Origin of the sequence: Alcanivorax sp. VBW004, assembly GCF_009718865.1 — a bacterium.
GTDB lineage: Bacteria > Pseudomonadota > Gammaproteobacteria > Pseudomonadales > Alcanivoracaceae > Alcanivorax.
On record NZ_WNHC01000001.1, the window covers coordinates 1,476,108 to 1,493,336 of the forward strand.

At 59.8% G+C, this 17,229-nt stretch carries 16 protein-coding genes; 5 read left to right on the plus strand and 11 right to left on the minus strand.

Annotated elements, in window-relative coordinates:
- Positions 1 to 12 precede the first annotated feature (12 nt).
- The 5 genes from rbfA to F1529_RS06740 all read left to right on the plus strand — a co-directional run bounded on the left by rbfA (position 13) and on the right by F1529_RS06740 (position 4,716).
- Positions 13 to 426, plus strand: a complete 414-nt coding sequence (gene rbfA / locus F1529_RS06720; protein ID WP_007151594.1) for a 30S ribosome-binding factor RbfA — start codon at positions 13 to 15, stop codon at positions 424 to 426.
- Between the two features lie 14 nt (positions 427 to 440).
- Positions 441 to 1,367 carry a tRNA pseudouridine(55) synthase TruB gene (gene truB, locus F1529_RS06725; protein WP_370456968.1) on the plus strand — a complete coding sequence of 309 codons (927 nt, stop codon included), beginning with the start codon at positions 441 to 443 and terminating at the stop codon, positions 1,365 to 1,367.
- Positions 1,368 to 1,448: 81 nt separating this feature from the next.
- The gene (gene rpsO / locus F1529_RS06730; RefSeq protein ID WP_007148581.1) at positions 1,449 to 1,718 is read left to right on the plus strand and encodes a 30S ribosomal protein S15; all 270 of its coding nucleotides are present in this window, start codon (positions 1,449 to 1,451) and stop codon (positions 1,716 to 1,718) included.
- A gap of 255 nt (positions 1,719 to 1,973) precedes the next feature.
- Positions 1,974 to 4,067, plus strand: a complete 2,094-nt coding sequence (gene pnp, locus F1529_RS06735) for a polyribonucleotide nucleotidyltransferase (protein ID WP_007149968.1) — start codon at positions 1,974 to 1,976, stop codon at positions 4,065 to 4,067.
- Positions 4,068 to 4,272: 205 nt separating this feature from the next.
- Positions 4,273 to 4,716, plus strand: coding sequence for a MarR family winged helix-turn-helix transcriptional regulator (locus F1529_RS06740; protein ID WP_155133157.1), 444 nt, complete (start codon positions 4,273 to 4,275; stop codon positions 4,714 to 4,716).
- A gap of 132 nt (positions 4,717 to 4,848) precedes the next feature.
- Here F1529_RS06740 and acs read toward each other — a convergent pair whose 3' ends face one another.
- The 11 genes from acs to F1529_RS17525 all read right to left on the minus strand — a co-directional run bounded on the left by acs (position 4,849) and on the right by F1529_RS17525 (position 17,184).
- On the minus strand, positions 4,849 to 6,786 hold the full coding sequence (acs, locus tag F1529_RS06745) for an acetate--CoA ligase (protein WP_155133160.1): 1,938 nt from the start codon (positions 6,784 to 6,786) through the stop codon (positions 4,849 to 4,851).
- Between the two features lie 268 nt (positions 6,787 to 7,054).
- Positions 7,055 to 7,435, minus strand: a complete 381-nt coding sequence (panD, locus tag F1529_RS06750) for an aspartate 1-decarboxylase (RefSeq protein WP_007151139.1) — start codon at positions 7,433 to 7,435, stop codon at positions 7,055 to 7,057.
- A gap of 89 nt (positions 7,436 to 7,524) precedes the next feature.
- A complete protein-coding gene (gene panC / locus F1529_RS06755; protein WP_155133163.1) occupies positions 7,525 to 8,382 on the minus strand; it encodes a pantoate--beta-alanine ligase in 858 nt (285 codons plus the stop codon).
- A gap of 171 nt (positions 8,383 to 8,553) precedes the next feature.
- A complete protein-coding gene (gene panB / locus F1529_RS06760) occupies positions 8,554 to 9,342 on the minus strand; it encodes a 3-methyl-2-oxobutanoate hydroxymethyltransferase (RefSeq protein ID WP_155133166.1) in 789 nt (262 codons plus the stop codon).
- A 192-nt stretch (positions 9,343 to 9,534) separates the two neighbouring features.
- Positions 9,535 to 10,236 (minus strand): deoxynucleoside kinase, encoded by a 702-nt coding sequence (locus F1529_RS06765; RefSeq protein ID WP_039926786.1) that lies wholly within the window; start codon positions 10,234 to 10,236, stop codon positions 9,535 to 9,537.
- Positions 10,196 to 10,723, minus strand: coding sequence for a 2-amino-4-hydroxy-6-hydroxymethyldihydropteridine diphosphokinase (gene folK, locus F1529_RS06770; RefSeq protein ID WP_155133169.1), 528 nt, complete (start codon positions 10,721 to 10,723; stop codon positions 10,196 to 10,198). Before folK ends, F1529_RS06765 begins: the two co-directional genes overlap by 41 nt.
- On the minus strand, positions 10,723 to 12,078 hold the full coding sequence (gene pcnB / locus F1529_RS06775; protein WP_083787485.1) for a polynucleotide adenylyltransferase PcnB: 1,356 nt from the start codon (positions 12,076 to 12,078) through the stop codon (positions 10,723 to 10,725). Before pcnB ends, folK begins: the two co-directional genes overlap by 1 nt.
- A complete protein-coding gene (locus F1529_RS17520; RefSeq protein WP_196220448.1) occupies positions 11,963 to 12,439 on the minus strand; it encodes a hypothetical protein in 477 nt (158 codons plus the stop codon). The genes pcnB and F1529_RS17520 overlap by 116 nt, the downstream gene beginning before the upstream one ends.
- 271 nt (positions 12,440 to 12,710) lie before the next feature.
- A complete protein-coding gene (locus tag F1529_RS06780) occupies positions 12,711 to 14,039 on the minus strand; it encodes a sigma-54 dependent transcriptional regulator (protein ID WP_155133172.1) in 1,329 nt (442 codons plus the stop codon).
- Positions 14,040 to 14,075: 36 nt separating this feature from the next.
- Entirely contained in the window at positions 14,076 to 17,018 is a 2,943-nt protein-coding gene (locus tag F1529_RS06785; RefSeq protein WP_007148388.1) for a sensor histidine kinase, read from the minus strand.
- Complete coding sequence (locus tag F1529_RS17525) at positions 17,008 to 17,184, minus strand: hypothetical protein (RefSeq protein WP_007149317.1); 177 nt, start codon at positions 17,182 to 17,184, stop codon at positions 17,008 to 17,010. The genes F1529_RS06785 and F1529_RS17525 overlap by 11 nt, the downstream gene beginning before the upstream one ends.
- Positions 17,185 to 17,229: the final 45 nt, after the last annotated feature.

Consider the following 17,229-nt stretch of genomic DNA (forward strand, 5'->3'; position numbering starts at 1 on the left):
CCGAACCCTGCTATGAGCCGTCATCGCCGCCCCCAGGGCTTTAACCGCACCGACCGTATCGCTGACCAGATTCAGCGTGAACTGTCCCGGTTGCTGCAGTTTGAAATGAAAGACCCGCGGGTCAATCTGGCGACGATTCAGGATGTCACGGTTTCCCGCGATCTGTCCTATGCCGAGGTGTATTTCACCTTGCTGGGGCAGGGTGAGGAAGCCGGCGTGGAAGCCGAAGAAGCGCTGGTCAAGGCCAGCGGCTTCCTGCGCAGCAGCCTGGCGAAGAGCCTCAATACCCGCACCACGCCCAAATTGCGTTTCCATTACGACATGACCCCGGAGCGGGCGGCACATCTGTCGCAGTTGATTGATGATGCCCGTGCCGAAGACCGGGAGTTGCGTCCGGAAGACGACGAAACCGGAAACAACGAGTAACACGGAGCTGTCAGGTGGCAAAGCGTCGTCCCAGAGGCCGTGATCTCAACGGCATCCTGTTATTGGATAAATCGTCTGGCGTGAGCAGTAATGGCGCGCTGCAGATGGCCAAGAAAATGTTTGCCGCTGCCAAGGCCGGGCATACCGGTAGTCTGGATCCGCTGGCCACCGGCATGTTGCCGATTTGTTTTGGTGAAGCCACCAAGTTCAGCCAGTTTTTGCTGGAATCCGACAAGAGTTACCGGGTCACCGCCAAGCTGGGCGTGACTACGGAAACCGGTGACGCCGACGGCGATGTGGTGGAAACCACCGAGGTGAACGCGTCGCCAGACCAGATCGAGACTGCTTTGTTGTCGTTCAAGGGCGACATCGAACAGATTCCCAGCATGTATTCGGCCATCAAGCACGAGGGTGTGCCGCTGTACAAGCTGGCCCGCGAGGGCAAGACCGTGGAGCGCAAGCCGCGCCCGGTGACCATTTACGACCTGCGAATTTTGCGCATCGATGGTGATGAAGTGGAATTCGAGGTGGATTGCTCCAAAGGCACCTATGTGCGCTCTTTGGTGGAAGATACCGGTGCGATATTGGGGTGCGGTGGCCATGTAACGGCGCTGCACCGTCTGTCGGCCGGGCCTTATCCGTCGGAGCGCATGCTGACTCTGGAGCAGTTGGGCAAGATCAAGGAAACCGGCGGCTTCGAGGCAATCGACGAGCTGCTCTTGCCTTTATCTACCAGCGTGGCAGACTGGCCGCGCGTTGAACTGGGTGACAATGCTGCTTATTACCTGCAGCAGGGGCAGCCAGTGATGGCCTCAGACCGCCCTCTGGACGGCTGGGTCAGCGTTTATCAGGCATCCAGTGGTGAATTTCTGGGTGTCGGAGAAGTATTGGAAGACGGGCGGATTGCCCCCCGTCGTCTGATCGCAGGCGGAGCCTCCTGAGGGGACTGGCCTGATTAATGACGGCAGCTATAAATATGCATGGCTGGCCGTGACTTTAATTGAGCATATTGGAGAAGCAACATGGCGTTAACCGTTGAACAGAAAGCTGAGATCCTGAAAGAGCATGGCCGCAAAGAGAACGACACCGGTTCCCCGGAAGTTCAGGTGGCTCTGCTGAGCGCCAACATCAATGGCCTGCAGGATCACTTCAAAGGCCACAAGAAGGATCACCACAGCCGTCGTGGTCTGATCCGCATGGTAAACCAGCGTCGTAAGCTGCTGGACTACCTGGCCAAGAAAGACCGCACCCGTTACCTCCAGCTGATCGAAAAGCTGGGTCTGCGTCGCTAACAGGCTGCAGATCGGGTAACCACAACAGAAGCTCGGCATTTGCCGGGCTTCTGTTGTTTTGGGGCAAGCAATAAGTCCCTTGCCTCAGACAGCACGGGGGTGCAGGGATGGGCCTGAGACTGTGGTGTTTCAGTGCCTGGGGCGCGATGCGTGATGCGTAGTGCGTTTCTGGTTATGATGCGCGAGCGGAAGAAGATTGTTTATTAGAGGCATGGGCCTCGAAGACTGTCGTGAAGAAGAGAGAAGAGACGAGATATGTTTAATAAAATCACCAAGCAAATTCAGTTTGGCCGTGACACCGTCACCCTGGAAACCGGGCAGATCGCCCGCCAGGCAACTGCCGCTGTCATGGTCCGTATCGGTGACACCGAAGTGCTGGTCACCGTAGTGGGCAGAAAAGAAGCCGATCCGAGCAAGAACTTCTTTCCCCTGACCGTTAACTATCAGGAAAAGACCTACGCAACCGGCCGTATTCCCGGTGGCTTTCTGAAGCGTGAAGGCCGTCCCAGCGAAAAAGAAACGCTGACCTGCCGTCTGATCGATCGCCCGATCCGCCCCCTGTTCCCCAATGGCTTCATGAATGAAGTGCAGGTTGTGGCCACAGTAATGTCTTCGGACAAGAACCGTGATCCGGATATCGCTGCCCTGATCGGTACTTCCGCTGCCCTGTCCATTTCCGGGATTCCGTTCAATGGCCCCATCGGCGCTGCCCGTGTGGGTTACAAGGATGGCATGTACATCCTGAACCCGAGCTACTCCGAACTGGCCGAGTCTGCGCTGGATCTGGTTGTGGCTGGCACCGAGCCTGCGGTATTGATGGTGGAATCGGAAGCGCAGGAGCTGTCTGAAGACCAGATGCTGGGCGCAGTATTGTTCGGTCATATGGAAATGCAGCCGCTGATCCAGGGCATCAAGGAATTCGCTGCCGAAGTGGGTACCGAGACCTGGGACTGGAAGCCGGCCGAGCAGAACGAGACCCTGAAAGCGGCCATCAAGGACAAGTTCGGCGCGGCACTGGGCGAGGCTTACACCATCACCGAGAAGATGGCCCGTTACGCCAAGGTCGGCGAGCTGCGCGAAGCCTGTGTGGCTGAGTTCGCCACCGGCGAAGAGGGTGCTCCGGAAGCCGGTGAAGTGAAAGAGCTGTTCGGCAAGATCGAAAAAAGCGTGGTACGTGAAGCCGTGGTATCCGGCAAGCCGCGTATCGATGGCCGTGCTCTGGATGCTGTCCGTGCAATCGATTGCCAGGTGGGCACGCTGGCCAAAACCCACGGTTCTGCGTTGTTCACCCGTGGTGAAACCCAGGCCATCGTGACGGCCACTCTGGGTGGCATGCGTGATGCCCAGTTCATCGATGCGCTGGAAGGCTCCCATCAGGACCACTTCATGCTGCAGTACAACTTCCCTCCGTACTGCGTGGGCGAAACCGGCTTCATCGGTTCCCCGAAGCGTCGTGAAATCGGCCACGGTCGTCTGGCGCGTCGTGGTGTGGAAGCGGTTGTGCCGAGCGTGCAGGACTTCCCGTACACGGTTCGTGTGGTCTCCGAAATTACCGAATCCAACGGCTCCTCTTCCATGGCGTCCGTGTGTGGTACTTCCATGGCGCTGATGGACGCGGGTGTTCCGCTGACCGCGCCGGTGGCGGGTATTGCCATGGGCCTGGTGAAGGAAGAAGACGGCCGTTTCGCGGTATTGTCCGATATCCTCGGTGACGAAGATCACCTCGGCGACATGGACTTCAAGGTGGCGGGCACCGCCCGTGGTGTCACTGCCCTGCAGATGGACATCAAGATCGAAGGCATCACCGAAGAGATCATGGAGAAGGCGCTGAACCAGGCGAATGCCGGCCGTCTGCATATCCTGGGTGAAATGAACAAGGCGATCTCCGAGTCTCGTTCCGAGGTGTCTGACAACGCGCCGACCCTGCTGACCCTGAAGATCAACCCGGACAAGATCCGTGATGTGATTGGTAAGGGTGGTGCGACCATTCGTGCGTTGACCGACGAAACCGGTTGTACCATCGATATCGAAGACGACGGTAGCGTGAAGATCTACGGCGAAACCCGTGAAAAAGCGGATGAAGCCGTGCGTCGTGTGGAAGAAATCACTGCTGAAGCTGAAGTGGGCGTGATCTACGAAGGCAAGGTAACCCGTGTCGTCGATTTCGGTGCATTCGTGGCGATCATGCCCGGTACCGAAGGCCTGCTGCACATCTCCCAGATTGCTGAAGAGCGCGTAGAGAAAGTGACTGACTACGTGAACGAAGGCGAGATCATCAAGGTGAAAGTCCTCGACGTGGATCAGCGTGGCCGTATCAAGCTGTCCATGAAGGAAGCGAAGGAAGATTAATCTCTCCCTTTGTGTTTCTGAAAAAGGGCCGGCATTTGCCGGCCCTTTTTTTATGCGCGGGAAAGGCGGGCACAATGATCTGTCATCCTGGGCGGTGCTGGTCTGGCCGTAAAGGCGAGCTACTGACGTCAGGCCCATGAGTGCAGCGTAACGGGAGCAGTAGTAAGCTTGCTTACAACAGGTTGGATCAAATAAAGGATTTGTCATGGCCAAGGACACCACCGTGGGCATGGTGCTGCATGACGTGGCACGAATGATGCGCCGGGACTTTGACCGGCGAGCGCGAAGCGCGGGCCTGTCGCGGGCGCGCTGGCAAGTATTGTGGCACTTGTCGCGGCACGAGGGCATTCACCAGGCCGCTTTGGCGGAACTGTTGGATGTGGCGCCGATCTCTTTGGCGCGCCAGCTGGATCGGTTGGAGGAGGAAGGACTGGTGCAGCGCCGTGCCGATCCTGGAGACCGGCGTCGCTGCCTGCTGTACCTCACCGAGGCGGCAACGCCTGCGTTGGAATCACTGCGGGGAAAAGCCGCGCAAACCCGTCAGCGGGCACTGGATGGCCTTACTGTTGAGGACGTGGAGGCATTGCAGCGGGTGCTGGAAACCATGCGCAGCAATCTCAGTGACCGTAACCCGGAAGAGGGAGAGTGAGGTTGATCGTGGAGGCCGCCAAGCGGCGCGTTCCCCCTGATTGATTGGCTGGTTTGTCTTTAGTAGTGGGGAAAACGAAAACGGCGCAGGGGGCTAATCGCCCGCTGCGCCGTTTCTTGTTGCGGTTGTGGTTTATTTGTTCTGGCGGGTCTCAATAAGCTGATCCACCACGCCGGGGTCTGCCAGGGTGGAGGTGTCGCCCAGGCTGTCCAGTTCATCGGCGGCGATCTTGCGCAGAATGCGGCGCATGATCTTGCCGGAGCGGGTTTTCGGCAGGCCCGGTGCAAAGTGAATCAGGTCGGGTTTGGCAATGGGGCCGATCTCCTGGGTGACCAGATCCCGCAGCGCCTGGATCAGTTCCTCGCTGCCTTCCTTGCCGGCCATCAACGATACATACGCGTAGATGCCCTGACCCTTGACGTCATGCTGGTAACCGACCACAGCGGCTTCGGAGATGCTGGGGTGCAGCACCAGGGCAGATTCGATTTCGGCGGTGCCCAGGCGGTGCCCGGACACGTTGAGCACGTCGTCCACCCGGCCGGTGATCCAGTAGTAGCCATCTTCATCACGGCGGGCGCCGTCACCAGTGAAATAGCAGTCCTTGTAGGCGCTGAAGTAGGTGTCGATCAGGCGCTGATGATCGCCATACACGGTACGAATCTGGCTGGGCCAGCTGGACTTGATGACCAGGTTGCCGGAGGCCGCGCCGTCCAGTTCCTTGCCATCCGGGTCCATCAGGCCGGGTTGCACACCGAACATGGGCAGGGTGGCCGAGCCGGCTTTCAGGTCCACGGCGCCGGGCAGGGGGGCAATCATGATGGCGCCGGTTTCGGTCTGCCACCAGGTGTCCACAATCGGGCAGCGGGAATCACCCACCACTTTGTAGTACCACTCCCAGGCTTCCGGGTTGATGGGTTCGCCCACCGTGCCCAGCAGCTTCAGGCTGGCGCGGGAGGTCTGTTCCACGGGGGCATCCCCCAGCCCCATCAGGGCGCGAATGGCAGTGGGGGCAGTATAGAAGATATTGACCTTGTGCTTGTCCACCACCTGCCAGCAGCGTGACGCGTCCGGGTAGGTGGGGACGCCTTCGAACATCAGGGTGGTGGCACCGTTGGCCAGCGGGCCGTAAACGATGTAGCTGTGCCCGGTGATCCAGCCCACATCGGCGGTGCACCAATAGATGTCGCCGTCCTGATAGTCGAACACGTATTTGTGGGTCAGGGCGCTGTTGAGCAGGTAGCCGGCGGTGGTGTGCACCACCCCTTTGGGTTTGCCGGTGGAGCCGGAGGTGTACAGGGTGAACAGCGGGTCTTCAGCGTCGACCCACTCCGGTTCACAATCGCTGGAGGCATCAGCCATGGCCTCGTGGTACCAGACATCACGCGGGGCCTGCCAGTCTACATCGCCGCCGGTGCGCTTCACCGTCAGGCAGGTGTGGACGCAGTCGACCCCGTCCAGCGCCTTGTCTGCATTTTCTTTCAGCGCAATCGTCTTGCCGCCACGCACCCCTTCGTCGGCGGTGATCAGCGCGCAGGCTTCGGCATTGAGGATGCGGTCTTTCAGGGCTTCCGGAGAAAAGCCGCCAAACACCACGGAATGAATGGCGCCGATACGGGCGCAGGCCAACATGGCGTAGGCCGCTTCGGGGATCATGGGCATGTAGATGACGACGCGGTCGCCTTTTTTCACGCCACGGTCCTTGAGCACGTTACCGAACTTGCTGACTTCCTCGAACAGCTGTTGATAGCTGATGTGCTTGTCCTGATCGGGTTCGTCGCCTTCCCAGATAATCGCGGTTTGAGAGGCGCGCTCGGGCAGGTGGCGGTCGACGCAGTTGTAGCAGGCGTTCAGGGTGGCGCCTTTGAACCAGGCAGCCCGGCCTTCACTGAAGTCCCATTCGCTGACGGTGTCCCAGGGGGTCTTCCAGTCCAGAAACTGTTCGGCGCGCTCGGCCCAGAACGTGTCCGGGTCATTGATGGACTGGGCGTACCAGCGGTCGTAGGTGTCGCGGTCCATCAGGGTCTGTTTTTTATACTCGGCGGGAACAGGATGAATGTGTACTTGGGACATTTGGGCCTCCTTGGGATACTGCCTGCCAGTTTCCATCATTATTATGGCTGCGCCTGCCCGGGGGTATTCCACCATGGTCTTATAGGGGCGCGAGCGGGTGTAAACGTTGTGTTCCAAGAGTAAACAAAGCGTTGCTTAATGACCAATGCCCAAGCGGACAAAAGAGGCGACGTATAAAGGGAGAGTAAAGGGAGAGAGGTAAAACGGCGGGCAAAAAAAACGCCGGCAGGGCCGGCGTTTTAGCAAATAATTCGGAGCGAGTTCGGGGTCAGGCAACCTGAACCGGAATCGCATCGCTGGTGCCTTTCACTTCATTGCCTTCGGCCATGTAAATCAGGCTGGGCTTGAAGTTGATCAGCTCCGCGCTGGAGTAGCTGGCGTAAGCGCAAATGATCACACGGTCACCGGGCTGGGCCTTGTGGGCGGCAGCGCCGTTGACGGAGATGATTTTGGAGCCCGCTTCGCCACGGATTGCGTAGGTTTCGAAACGCTCACCGTTGTCGATGTTGTAGATCTGGATCTGTTCGTATTCCAGGATACCCGCCATGTCCATCAAATCGCCATCAATGGCGCAGGAGCCTTCGTACTCGAGCTCCGCGTGGGTGACACGAGCCTGATGGAGTTTTGCTTTCAGCATGGTGCACTGCATGTTGGTTACCTCTCAAGCGACCCGAAACCTGCTGTAAACGCCGTATGGTGGGCATGCAGGCACTTCAAGGGGCCGGAAGTATGCATGAATCACCGGTCACGCACAACGGCCAGGGATATATTGTCGATCAATCGGGTTGACCCTAATTTCGCGGCCACGGCGGCCACCAGGTCAGTGTCCTGCGGGCCCGCCGGCGCCAGGGTTTTGGTGTTGACGATGGTCAGATAGTCCACGCTGAACCCGGCAGTATCGAGCGATTGGCTGATGCGGCTTTCCAGTGCCCGGTAATCACGCTCGCCGGCGTCGATGTCGGCTTTCAGCTGCTGCAGGTGTGCATAGAGCTGGGGGGCGAGTGTGCGCTCACTGTCGCTCAGGAAACCGTTTCGCGAGCTGCGTGCCAGGCCATCCGTTTCGCGGCTGGTGGCGGCGCCGACGATCTTCACCGGGAACAGAAGCTCTTCACACATACGGCGCAGAATAGCCAGCTGTTGAAAGTCCTTTTCGCCGAATACGGCTACGTCCGGTTGCACGATGTTCAGTAGCTTGGAGACCACGGTGGTGACGCCCCGGAAGTGCCCTTCCCGGCTGGCGCCACACAGGTAGTCGCCCAGCTGGTCCACGTCCACCCAGGTCTGGTTCTGGCCGAGCGGGTACATTTCCTCCACGGATGGCGCAAACAGCAGGTCGGTGCCAGCCTCGACCAGGGCGGCGGCATCCGCGTCCAGAGTGCGAGGATAACGATCGAAATCTTCGTTGGGGCCGAACTGGGTGGGGTTCACAAAGATCGATACCACCACCACGTCGCAGCGCGCACGGGCCTCGCGAATCAGGCTGATATGGCCGTCGTGCAGGTTGCCCATGGTAGGTACAAAGCCCACTGACAGGCCCTTGTTGTGCCAGCCGCGGACATATTCACGGACCTGGGCGACGGAGTGAACGGTTTGCATGGAAATCCTCGCTGAGACGCAACACGCAACAGGCTTGCAACGCGTCGCTTGGCTTGTTGCGTTATAAAGTGTCAGGGCCGCGTTTGCGCTATGGGCGCGGCTTCAACCTTGCACAACCAAAAGTCCGCTACGCCGTGTTGTGGCGTGAAGCGTGTCGCGTGCTGCGGTCTTTTAAAAACAGTGCTCGTCGGCCGGGAAGCTGCCGTCTTTCACGGCGGCGTCATAGGCCTTGAAAGCGGCACGCATGTCGCCGGTGTCCGCCATGAAATCGCGCACGAAACGGGCCGGCTTGCCGGGGCTGATGCCGAGCATGTCGTGCATCACCAGCACCTGGCCGTCGCATTCCGGAGCAGCGCCGATGCCGATCACGGGGGCAGCGACCTGACGGGTGATCTCCGCGCTGAGCGCCCGCGGCACGCATTCCAGTACAAACAGGGCGGTGCCCGCCTGGTCCAGTATTCTGGCGGCGTCGAGCAGCTCTGCGGCGCCGTCGTCATCTTTGCCCTGCACGCGGTAGCCGCCCAGTGAGTTCACCGCTTGCGGGGTCAGGCCCAGGTGGGCGCAGACAGGAATGCCGTTGCGGTTAAGGATCTCGATGGCGTCGGCCAGCCAGGCGCTGCCTTCCAGCTTGACCATGTTGGCGCCGGCCTGCATCAGGGCGGTGGCGGCTTCCAGGGTGCGTTCCAGGGTGGCGGCGCCCATAAAGGGAATATCGGCAATGATCAGGCTGCCCTGGTTGCCCCGGGCCACGCATTCGGTGTGGTAGACCATTTGTTGCAGGGTCACCGGGACGGTACTGGTCTGGCCCTGGATGACATTGCCCAGGGAGTCGCCGACCAGAATGGCTTCCACGCCGGCCTCGGAAATCAGCCGAGAGAAACAGGCGTCGTAGGCGGTGAGCACGGAAAACTTTCCACCGTCCTGTTTGCGTTTTTGCAGGGTGCGGATGGTGATGGACATGGGAAACCTCCCAGGGAAATTCAATTGAAAGTTGAAAGTTGAAAGTTGAAAGTTGAAAGTTGAAGCGCGGTCCAGTCTGTCGCTGCGTACAGGCTGTGCCCGCGGTCATGTCAAAAGTTTCGCGGGCAGCGCGTCACTCGTGTGGGGATGCGTCTGTCCGCGCTCTTAAACTTTCAACGTTAAACTTTCAACTCAGTCCACTAGTGGCCGGGGGTTAAAATAGTGGCGACCGGAGCGGATGTCCAGCAACTCGCTGATCAGTTGCTGGTAGTCACGGTCGTGGTTGACCAGGTCGATTTCCGCCGCATTGACGATGAGTAGCGGTGCGCGGTCGTAGAAATGGAAGAACTCGGTGTAAGCGTTGCTGAGTTTATCCAGATAATCGCTGGCGATGCCTTGCTCGAAATCGTTGCCCCGGTGGCCGATACGCTGGCGTAGCACCTGGGGCGGTGCCTGCAGGTAAATCACCAGATCCGGCCTGGGCGCGTCCACGGTCAGGTGATCGTCCACGTTGCGGTACAGCTCGAATTCGTCTTCGTCCAGGGTGACCTGGGCAAACAGCCGGTTCTTGTCGATCAGGAAGTCCGCGATTCGTGGGCCGGCAAACAGGTCCTGTTGCTGGACCTGACGCAGCTGATCGGCGCGCTGAAACAGGAAGAACAGCTCGGTCTGCAGGGCGTAGCGGGCCGGGTCCTGATAGAAACGGGTCAGGAACGGGTTGTCGTCGGCCCGTTCCAGCAGCTGGTCATAACCAAAGGTCATGGCCAGGCGCTTGGCAAGGCTGGTCTTGCCGGCACCGATGGGGCCTTCCACGGCGATGAAACGGGGCAGGGTACCGGCGCTGCGGCGTTGTTCAATCCGTTCGGTGAGGGTCTTTTCGTTCAATGAGTGCATCGCGGTCCAGTTCTGCCAGCGGTGAAAGCGTTTGTTCAGCTACCTGACTGAGAAAACTACCCAGTGCGGTGCCGTCGGGCAAGTGGCAGTGCGGTGCGATTTCCAGCAGTGGGTGCAGGACAAAGGCGCGGCGGCTCATCTGGGGGTGAGGTACCTGGAGGTCGGGGGTGTCGATAAGTTGATCGTCGATCAACAAAATATCCAGGTCCAGGGTGCGTTCACCCCAGTGTCGCAGACGTTGTCGGCCGGCGGCCAGCTCCAGTGCCTGCAGGCTGTGCAGCAGGGCGTGGGGTGTCAGCGTGCTGTGTACTTCGGCGACCGCGTTGACGTAGTCGGGCTGGTCCTGGGGGCCGATGGGAGCACTGCTGTACAGGCGGGAGTGGTGTTGCAGGGTCAGGCCGGGCAGGCGGTCCATGGCCAGCAGGGCGCTGGTCAGCCGTTGTACCGGCTGATCCAGATTACTGCCAAGCCCAATGAACGCCTGCATCAATTATCCGCGGCAGGCTTTGGCCGGCGCCGGCGACGACGGCGTTTGTTGCCGCCTCCCCCCTGGTTGCCCAGTTGAGTGATCATGTCCCGGCGGCCGCTTTCGTCTTCTTCCTGATAGCGGGTCCACCAGTCGCCCAGTCCGGCCTTGATCTCTCCGCTCTGCTCACGCAGTAGCAGAAAATCGTAGGCGGCACGGAAGCGCGGGTGCTCCATCATGGCGTCCGCGCGGCGCCCGGCCCGTTTGTCCAGGCGCAGCTGCAATTCCCACATTTCACGCATCACGGTGGAGAAGCGACGGGGAATGGCGGTGTGCTTGATTTGCTGGTTGAGGGCCCGGGTGGCGGCTTTATGCAGTGCCTGGGCCGGCGGCAGACCGCTGGACAGGTAGCCACCGAAGCGTTGTTGAATGACCGGCCACAGCAATACTGCATAGATAAAGGCCGGGGTCACCGGCTTGTCCATCAGTAGGCGGCGGTCGGTGTTGTCCATGGCGGCCAGCAGCATGGCTTCCCAGATCTCACCTTGATCGCTTTCCAGGGCTTGCTGGGTTTCCGGGAACAGAAAGCGGAACAGACCCAGTTCCTGCAACTGTTCGTAGGAGGCGCGCGCATGGCCGCTCAGGAACAGTTTGAGTACTTCATCAAACAGGCGAGCGGCGGGGACCTGCAGCAGCAGCTCCGCCATGTCGGGAATGCGACGGGCGGTGCTTTCTTCAATGTGGAAGCCCAGCTTGGCCGCGAAACGGGCGGCGCGCAGCATGCGCACCGGGTCTTCGCGGAAGCGTTGTTCCGGGTTGCCGATCAGGCGGATCACTTCCTGATCAATATCGCCCATGCTGCCGACAAAGTCATGCAGGGTGAAATCGGCAATATTGTAGTAGAGCGCATTGATGGTGAAGTCCCGGCGCAGGGCATCTTCCTCGATGCTGCCCCAGGTGTTGTCGCGCAGTACCAGCCCGGTTTCTTCGTGGGCGTGGTGTTTGTTCTGGTCCTGGTTGTCGTCACTGGCCTTGGCCCGAAAGGTGGAGACCTCAATGACTTCGCGGCCAAAACGCACGTGCACGATCTGGAAGCGGCGGCCGATAATGCGGCTGCGCTTGAACAGACGGTTGACCTGCTCAGGCGTAGCGTTGGTGCTGACGTCGAAATCCTTGGGTTCTCTGCCGCAGAGGATGTCGCGCAGGCAGCCGCCCACCAGATAGGCCTCGAACCCGCCTTTGTGCAATCCGTAGAGCACATCAAGTGCTGCTCGGGAAACTTGCTTGCGGGAGATCGGGTGTTGGTCGCGGGGAATCACACGCGGTTCTATCGGTCCGGAAGATTTTGGGGAACCCGGAGTGAACCAGCGTGTCATATGTTCCAGAAGCTTGCAGGGCATGCGAAAAATTCGGCCTCGAAATGAGCAATAAGGCGGCGATAGTAGCACTTTTTTTCGCCAGTTGAGATGTCTTTGGCCCGGAAGGGCCGACACGGGCCGACGCAATGGGATAAACTGCCTGGCCAGAAAGTAAAAAGGAGCCACAACCGAAGTTGTGACTCCCACATTTTGCGCTGATTCTGTTGTTATTATTGTTTGTGTTGTTTTCTGCCTTGTCGCTGCAATCATCAGTTGCAGCAGCACTGCATTGGCTCGTGAAATTATTGTTCTTCTTTCTTGTTGTTATTGTTTGAGCCGTTACGCCGCTGTTTTTGTTGTTTGCTGGCGTGGGATTCATAGTGCCCGTCCACCCCCGCCAATGCAACACGCCTAATTTCCCTTTTAAATCATGTTGTTGCGAAGGTTTTGTGAAAACAGCCTTAGAATCTGCCTGATGGGGGTAACGCTTGTGTTACTTTCCTGTGTAGAGCGGTAACACTTGTGGGGTTTTTGGGTTATTTCGGGTCTTGCTCCCGATTTCAGTGTCCCGAATTAACGTTTTTCCGTTTGACTCTAATGACAGGCGGATTGGGTTTGCCGGTCAATGGCAAGTGCTATTCCCTCTTGCTTTAGCGGCGTGAGCTGGCCTTTTTACGGGGGATGCCCAGCCGCTGACGCCGCTCCCACAGGCTTTTCCGGCTGATTCCCAGTTTCTGGGCCAGCTCGGTCTCGGTCATGCTGTCCTGGTTTTCCATCACGAAGCGGGTGAAATAATCTTCCAATGACAGATCTTCGCTGGGGTCCAGGCTGGCCCGGCTGACGCGCTGAGGGGTGCGGTTGGGGTTCAGACCCAGCTGAGCCGGGCCAATGCCGTCTTCTTCGGTGAGAATAATCGCCCGTTCAATCACGTTATCCAGTTCGCGCACGTTGCCGGGCCAGCTATAGCTGTGCATGGCCTGCAGGGCTCCCGGGGTGAAGTGCAGGTCCGGGCGGTTGAGCTTTTCGCAGCCCCGGGCCAGCAGGGCATTGGCCAGGGGTTCCAGGTCTTCCTGCCGGCTGTTGAGCGGGGGCAGGGTCAGTTCCATCACGTTAAGCCGGTAGTAGAGATCCTGCCGGAAGCTGCCATCGGCGACCCGGCCGGGCAGATCCAGCTGGCTGCTGGCAAGAATGCGCACGTCCACCCGGCGGGGCGAGAGGGAGCCCTGACGGTGGATTTCGTGATGGGTGAGCAGGGTCAGCAGGCGGCTTTGTACTTCGCTGGCCAGTTCGCCCACTTCATCCAGAAACAGGGTGCCGCCGTCGGCTTCTTCAATGCGGCCGGGCTGGTCGTCATCGCCGAACAGTTCGGTGAGTTGCAGGGCCTTGGGGAGCGCCGCGCATTGTACCGAGACCAGCGGACCGTTGGTGCGCTCGCTGTGTTCATGCAGGGCGCGGGCGGTGAGCTCCTTGCCGGTGCCGGCTTCGCCCATGATCAACACCGGGGTGTTGGTTGGTCCCACCCGGCTGATGCGGTGTTTCAGCTCTTCCATGGCCTCGCTGTTACCGATCATGTTGCGAACCGGGAAGCTGCGTTCCAGGTCCCGGCGCAGGGCCCGATTGCCGCGGTTCAGGCGGCCTTCTTTCAATACCCGGTCCACGGAGAGCAACATTTCGTCGTGGTCGAAGGGTTTGGGGATGTAGTCCACGGCGCCCAGGCGCATGGCGTCCACGGCGGAGCGCAGGCTGGCATAGCTGGTCATGATCAGCACCGGTGTATTGCCGGCGGTGGCGATGAGGCTGGTGCCGGGGTCGCCGGGCAGGCGCAGGTCGCTGATGATCAGGTCGAACTGATTGAGGCTGTATTCGCGGGCCTGTTCCACGGATTCCGCTTCTTCAACCGAGTGTTCGTGGCGCACCAGCAGTTTGCGCAGGGCGCCGCGAATAACCGGCTCATCTTCAACAATCAGAATGTGACTCATGAATGACTTGATCCTGTCCTGTCTTGCAGTGGCGCCTTACACACCGGAGGTGGGGGCGTGCATGGGAAGCCGAATAATAAACCGGGTGCCGCCCTGGTCGGTGATCGGGCTTTCTACCCGAATCGCGCCCAGGTGTTCTTCGATAATACTGTAAACCAGCGCTAACCCAAGGCCTGTTCCTCGTCCCGGTGGTTTACTGGTGACAAAGGGTTCGAACAGGGCGTCGCGCAGTTCATCCGGAATGCCATGGCCCTGGTCCTCCACAATCACATCCAGTACCTCGTCGGCGGATTCGCAGCGAACCGTAACCGGCTGTTTATCGGCACTGGCGTCGGCGGCATTGCCCAACAGGTTGATGAAGACCTGCAGCAGGCGCTGCGGGTCGCCCTGCACCCAGTGTTCGGGTTCACACTGGTTGGTGAAGGGTTGCTGGCGATGGTCCGGGTCGAGCAACAACAGGGAAATGGCTTCGTCCACGGTGTCGCGGATATTCACGGGCACATGCTGGCTATGCTTGATGCCGCCGGAATGGCTGAAGGTCACCAGTGATTCCACGATACGGGTGATGCGGCGGGTCTGTTCAAGGATTTGCTGGCTGGATTCCAGCTGTTCCTCGGCATCGGTTTCGCTGTCCAGGTTTTGTGCCAGGCAGGCGATGGCGGTCACCGGGTTGCCGATCTCGTGGGCCACCCCGGCGGCCAGCCGGCCGATGGAGGCAAGGCGTTCGTTGTGCGCCAGGTGGGCTTCCATGTGACGCAGCTCGGTAATGTCTTCGATGACCACTACCTGCCCGCCAGCCTGTTCCGAGGTGCCAGTGCCCAGTACTTCGGATTTATGCAGGCTGAGCCAGCGGGTCTGCCGGTCGACTTCCAGCGATTGTTGTGGTTGATGCGGGCTGTCGTCGTGGCTGAACTGCGTCAGGAATTCCCCCCAGGGCGGGTCCAGGTCTGCCAGCCGGGAGCCAATGGTGTCGGCGGCGGTAATGCCGGTGAGTTCTTCCATGGCCCGGTTCCAGCCAATAATTTCCCGGTCCGCACCCAGGGAAATGACCCCCATGGGTAGCTCCAGCAGGGTCTGGCGGTGGAAGCGTCGCAGGCCATCCAGCTCTGCGGCCAACCCGGAGAGGCGGTCACGGTATTGCTCCAGTCGGGACTCGATAAATTGGATATCTTCGCTGGAGCTCTGCTCTTCTTCGGGCAAGTAAGGCAGATGGTCGTCCATCAACTGGTGCGAGACCGACGGGCCGAGCAGGCCCGACAGGTTGGTTTCCAGTTGGTCGCGCAAACGCCGCAGGGCGTAGGGCCGGGTTTCGGTGCGTGGCAGGCGCAAGTCGCGCAGCGCCATTTCCACTTCGCGGGTGGCGGTGATGGGGCCAAGCGGCTGGGTCAGTGCATCAATGAAATCGTCTACGCTTTTGGCTTCCAGTTCCCAGCGGTAAGGGCGGCGCAAGCTGTCCACCGCACAGGCTTCCGCGGCGTTCTGTTCGGCCCGGGACATGGGGGTAACGATGGAAACGATGGCGTAGATCAGGGTGTTGGCCGTGACCGAGGCAATGGCCACGTGGTGCCATTGGCTGGCGCCGGTCTGGAAACGCATGCCCATCAATTCCATCAAGCCCTGGAATTGCCATTGTGGGTAGGTGATCGGCAGCAGCAGTAGCAGTAACCACAACAGGAAACCCACAACGAGACCAGCGAACAGGCCGTTGCGGTTGCCGGAGGGCCAGAACAGGGCGCCGATCAGGCCGGGAACAAATTGCAGTGTGGCCACGAACGAGAGTACACCCAGCTCTACCAGGGTGTGCTCGGTGCCGGTGAAACGGTAGAACAGATAGGCCAGAGCGAGGATCGCGGCGATCAGAATGCGCCGGGTCCAGAGCAAATTACGGTACAGGTTCTGGCCCTGATGCAGTGGGCTGGCTGGCAGGACCAGGTGGTTCAGGCACATGCCAGACAGAGCCAGGGTGGCCACAATCAGCATGCCGCTGGCGCCGGCCAGGCCGGCGATATAACCGAGGATGGCGCCGTGCCCACCGGTGACCATGCCTATGCCCAGTGCATAGTAGTCCGGCGAGGTGGGGGCGTTGCTGGCCGCCGCCGCCCACAGGATGACCGGCACGCACAGGGCCATGACCAGGAACATCAGCGGCAACGCCCAGCTGGCAGTGATCAGGGCGCGGGGGTTCAGGTTTTCGGTGAACGCCATGTAGAACATGTGTGGCAGCACCACGGCGGATACGAAAAACGCCATGATCATGGAATGCCAGGTGCCATCCTGCAGGGGGTAGTACAGCCGTGACAGCATTTCCGGGTGCTCGTCGAGCCAGTTACCCAGGCTTTGCGGGCCATCAAAAACGCCATACAGGCCCAGCAGGGCCACCGCGCCAAAGGCCAGCAGTTTGATCAATGACTCCATGGCGATGGCCACCACCAACCCTTCGTGTTTTTCCCGGGCGGTGGCGTGGCGGGCGCCGAACAGGATGGCGAAGATCACCATCATCAGGCAGAAACCGGCGGCCAGGTCGCGGGGGTCGGAGGTGCCGCTGAGGATCTGGATGGACTCCGCCACCGCTTTCAATTGCAGCGCCAGCAGTGGCAGTACCCCGATGAGCATGATGATGGTGGTCATGGCCCCGGCCAGGCGGCTGCGATAGCGAAACGCAAACAGATCGGCCAGCGAACTTAACTGGTAGGTAGCGGTGAGCCGCAGTATCGGGGCAAGCAGAATCGGTGCCAGCAGAAAGACGCCGGATATACCGAGAAAATAGGACAGGAAGTTATAGCCGTACTGGTAGGCGTATCCCACCGAGCCATACACCGCCCAGGCGCTGGCATAGACGCCCAGGGAAAAAACATACACGGCAGGATGGCGTACCCAGCGTGCGGGCAGCCAGCCACGCTCGGTGATCCAGGCCACCATGAACAGAAAAAACAGGTAGCCACAGGCAATCAGGATGAGGTCGCTGACACTATAGACCATCGACATCCTTGCTCTTGGCAATCCAGTAGCTCAACGCGATCAGGCCCAGCCAGATCAGGTAGGGTCGATACCAGGCGCGGCCACCTTCGCTCCACCAGTCAATAATGGCCGGGGACAGCAAGTAGGTGCCGAGAATAAAAATAATAAGCAGGCGATCGGTATACATAGGTGGTTAAGGCCCTCTGGTCGAAGAGCATACGTCAGCACCGAT

What these genes read in the sequence shown, in the direction of transcription:
- acs (WP_155133160.1), bottom strand. Translation starts at nt 6,786, where the DNA reads ATGTCCCAAGTACACATTCATCCTGTTCCCGCCGAGTATAAAAAACAG.
- rpsO (WP_007148581.1), top strand. Translation starts at nt 1,449, where the DNA reads ATGGCGTTAACCGTTGAACAGAAAGCTGAGATCCTGAAAGAGCATGGC.
- rbfA (WP_007151594.1), top strand. Translation starts at nt 13, where the DNA reads ATGAGCCGTCATCGCCGCCCCCAGGGCTTTAACCGCACCGACCGTATC.
- F1529_RS06740 (WP_155133157.1), top strand. Translation starts at nt 4,273, where the DNA reads ATGGCCAAGGACACCACCGTGGGCATGGTGCTGCATGACGTGGCACGA.
- F1529_RS17525 (WP_007149317.1), bottom strand. Translation starts at nt 17,184, where the DNA reads ATGTATACCGATCGCCTGCTTATTATTTTTATTCTCGGCACCTACTTG.
- panB (WP_155133166.1), bottom strand. Translation starts at nt 9,342, where the DNA reads ATGTCCATCACCATCCGCACCCTGCAAAAACGCAAACAGGACGGTGGA.
- pcnB (WP_083787485.1), bottom strand. Translation starts at nt 12,078, where the DNA reads ATGACACGCTGGTTCACTCCGGGTTCCCCAAAATCTTCCGGACCGATA.
- folK (WP_155133169.1), bottom strand. Translation starts at nt 10,723, where the DNA reads ATGCAGGCGTTCATTGGGCTTGGCAGTAATCTGGATCAGCCGGTACAA.
- F1529_RS06785 (WP_007148388.1), bottom strand. Translation starts at nt 17,018, where the DNA reads ATGGTCTATAGTGTCAGCGACCTCATCCTGATTGCCTGTGGCTACCTG.
- panD (WP_007151139.1), bottom strand. Translation starts at nt 7,435, where the DNA reads ATGCAGTGCACCATGCTGAAAGCAAAACTCCATCAGGCTCGTGTCACC.
- F1529_RS06780 (WP_155133172.1), bottom strand. Translation starts at nt 14,039, where the DNA reads ATGAGTCACATTCTGATTGTTGAAGATGAGCCGGTTATTCGCGGCGCC.
- F1529_RS17520 (WP_196220448.1), bottom strand. Translation starts at nt 12,439, where the DNA reads ATGAATCCCACGCCAGCAAACAACAAAAACAGCGGCGTAACGGCTCAA.
- F1529_RS06765 (WP_039926786.1), bottom strand. Translation starts at nt 10,236, where the DNA reads ATGCACTCATTGAACGAAAAGACCCTCACCGAACGGATTGAACAACGC.
- pnp (WP_007149968.1), top strand. Translation starts at nt 1,974, where the DNA reads ATGTTTAATAAAATCACCAAGCAAATTCAGTTTGGCCGTGACACCGTC.
- panC (WP_155133163.1), bottom strand. Translation starts at nt 8,382, where the DNA reads ATGCAAACCGTTCACTCCGTCGCCCAGGTCCGTGAATATGTCCGCGGC.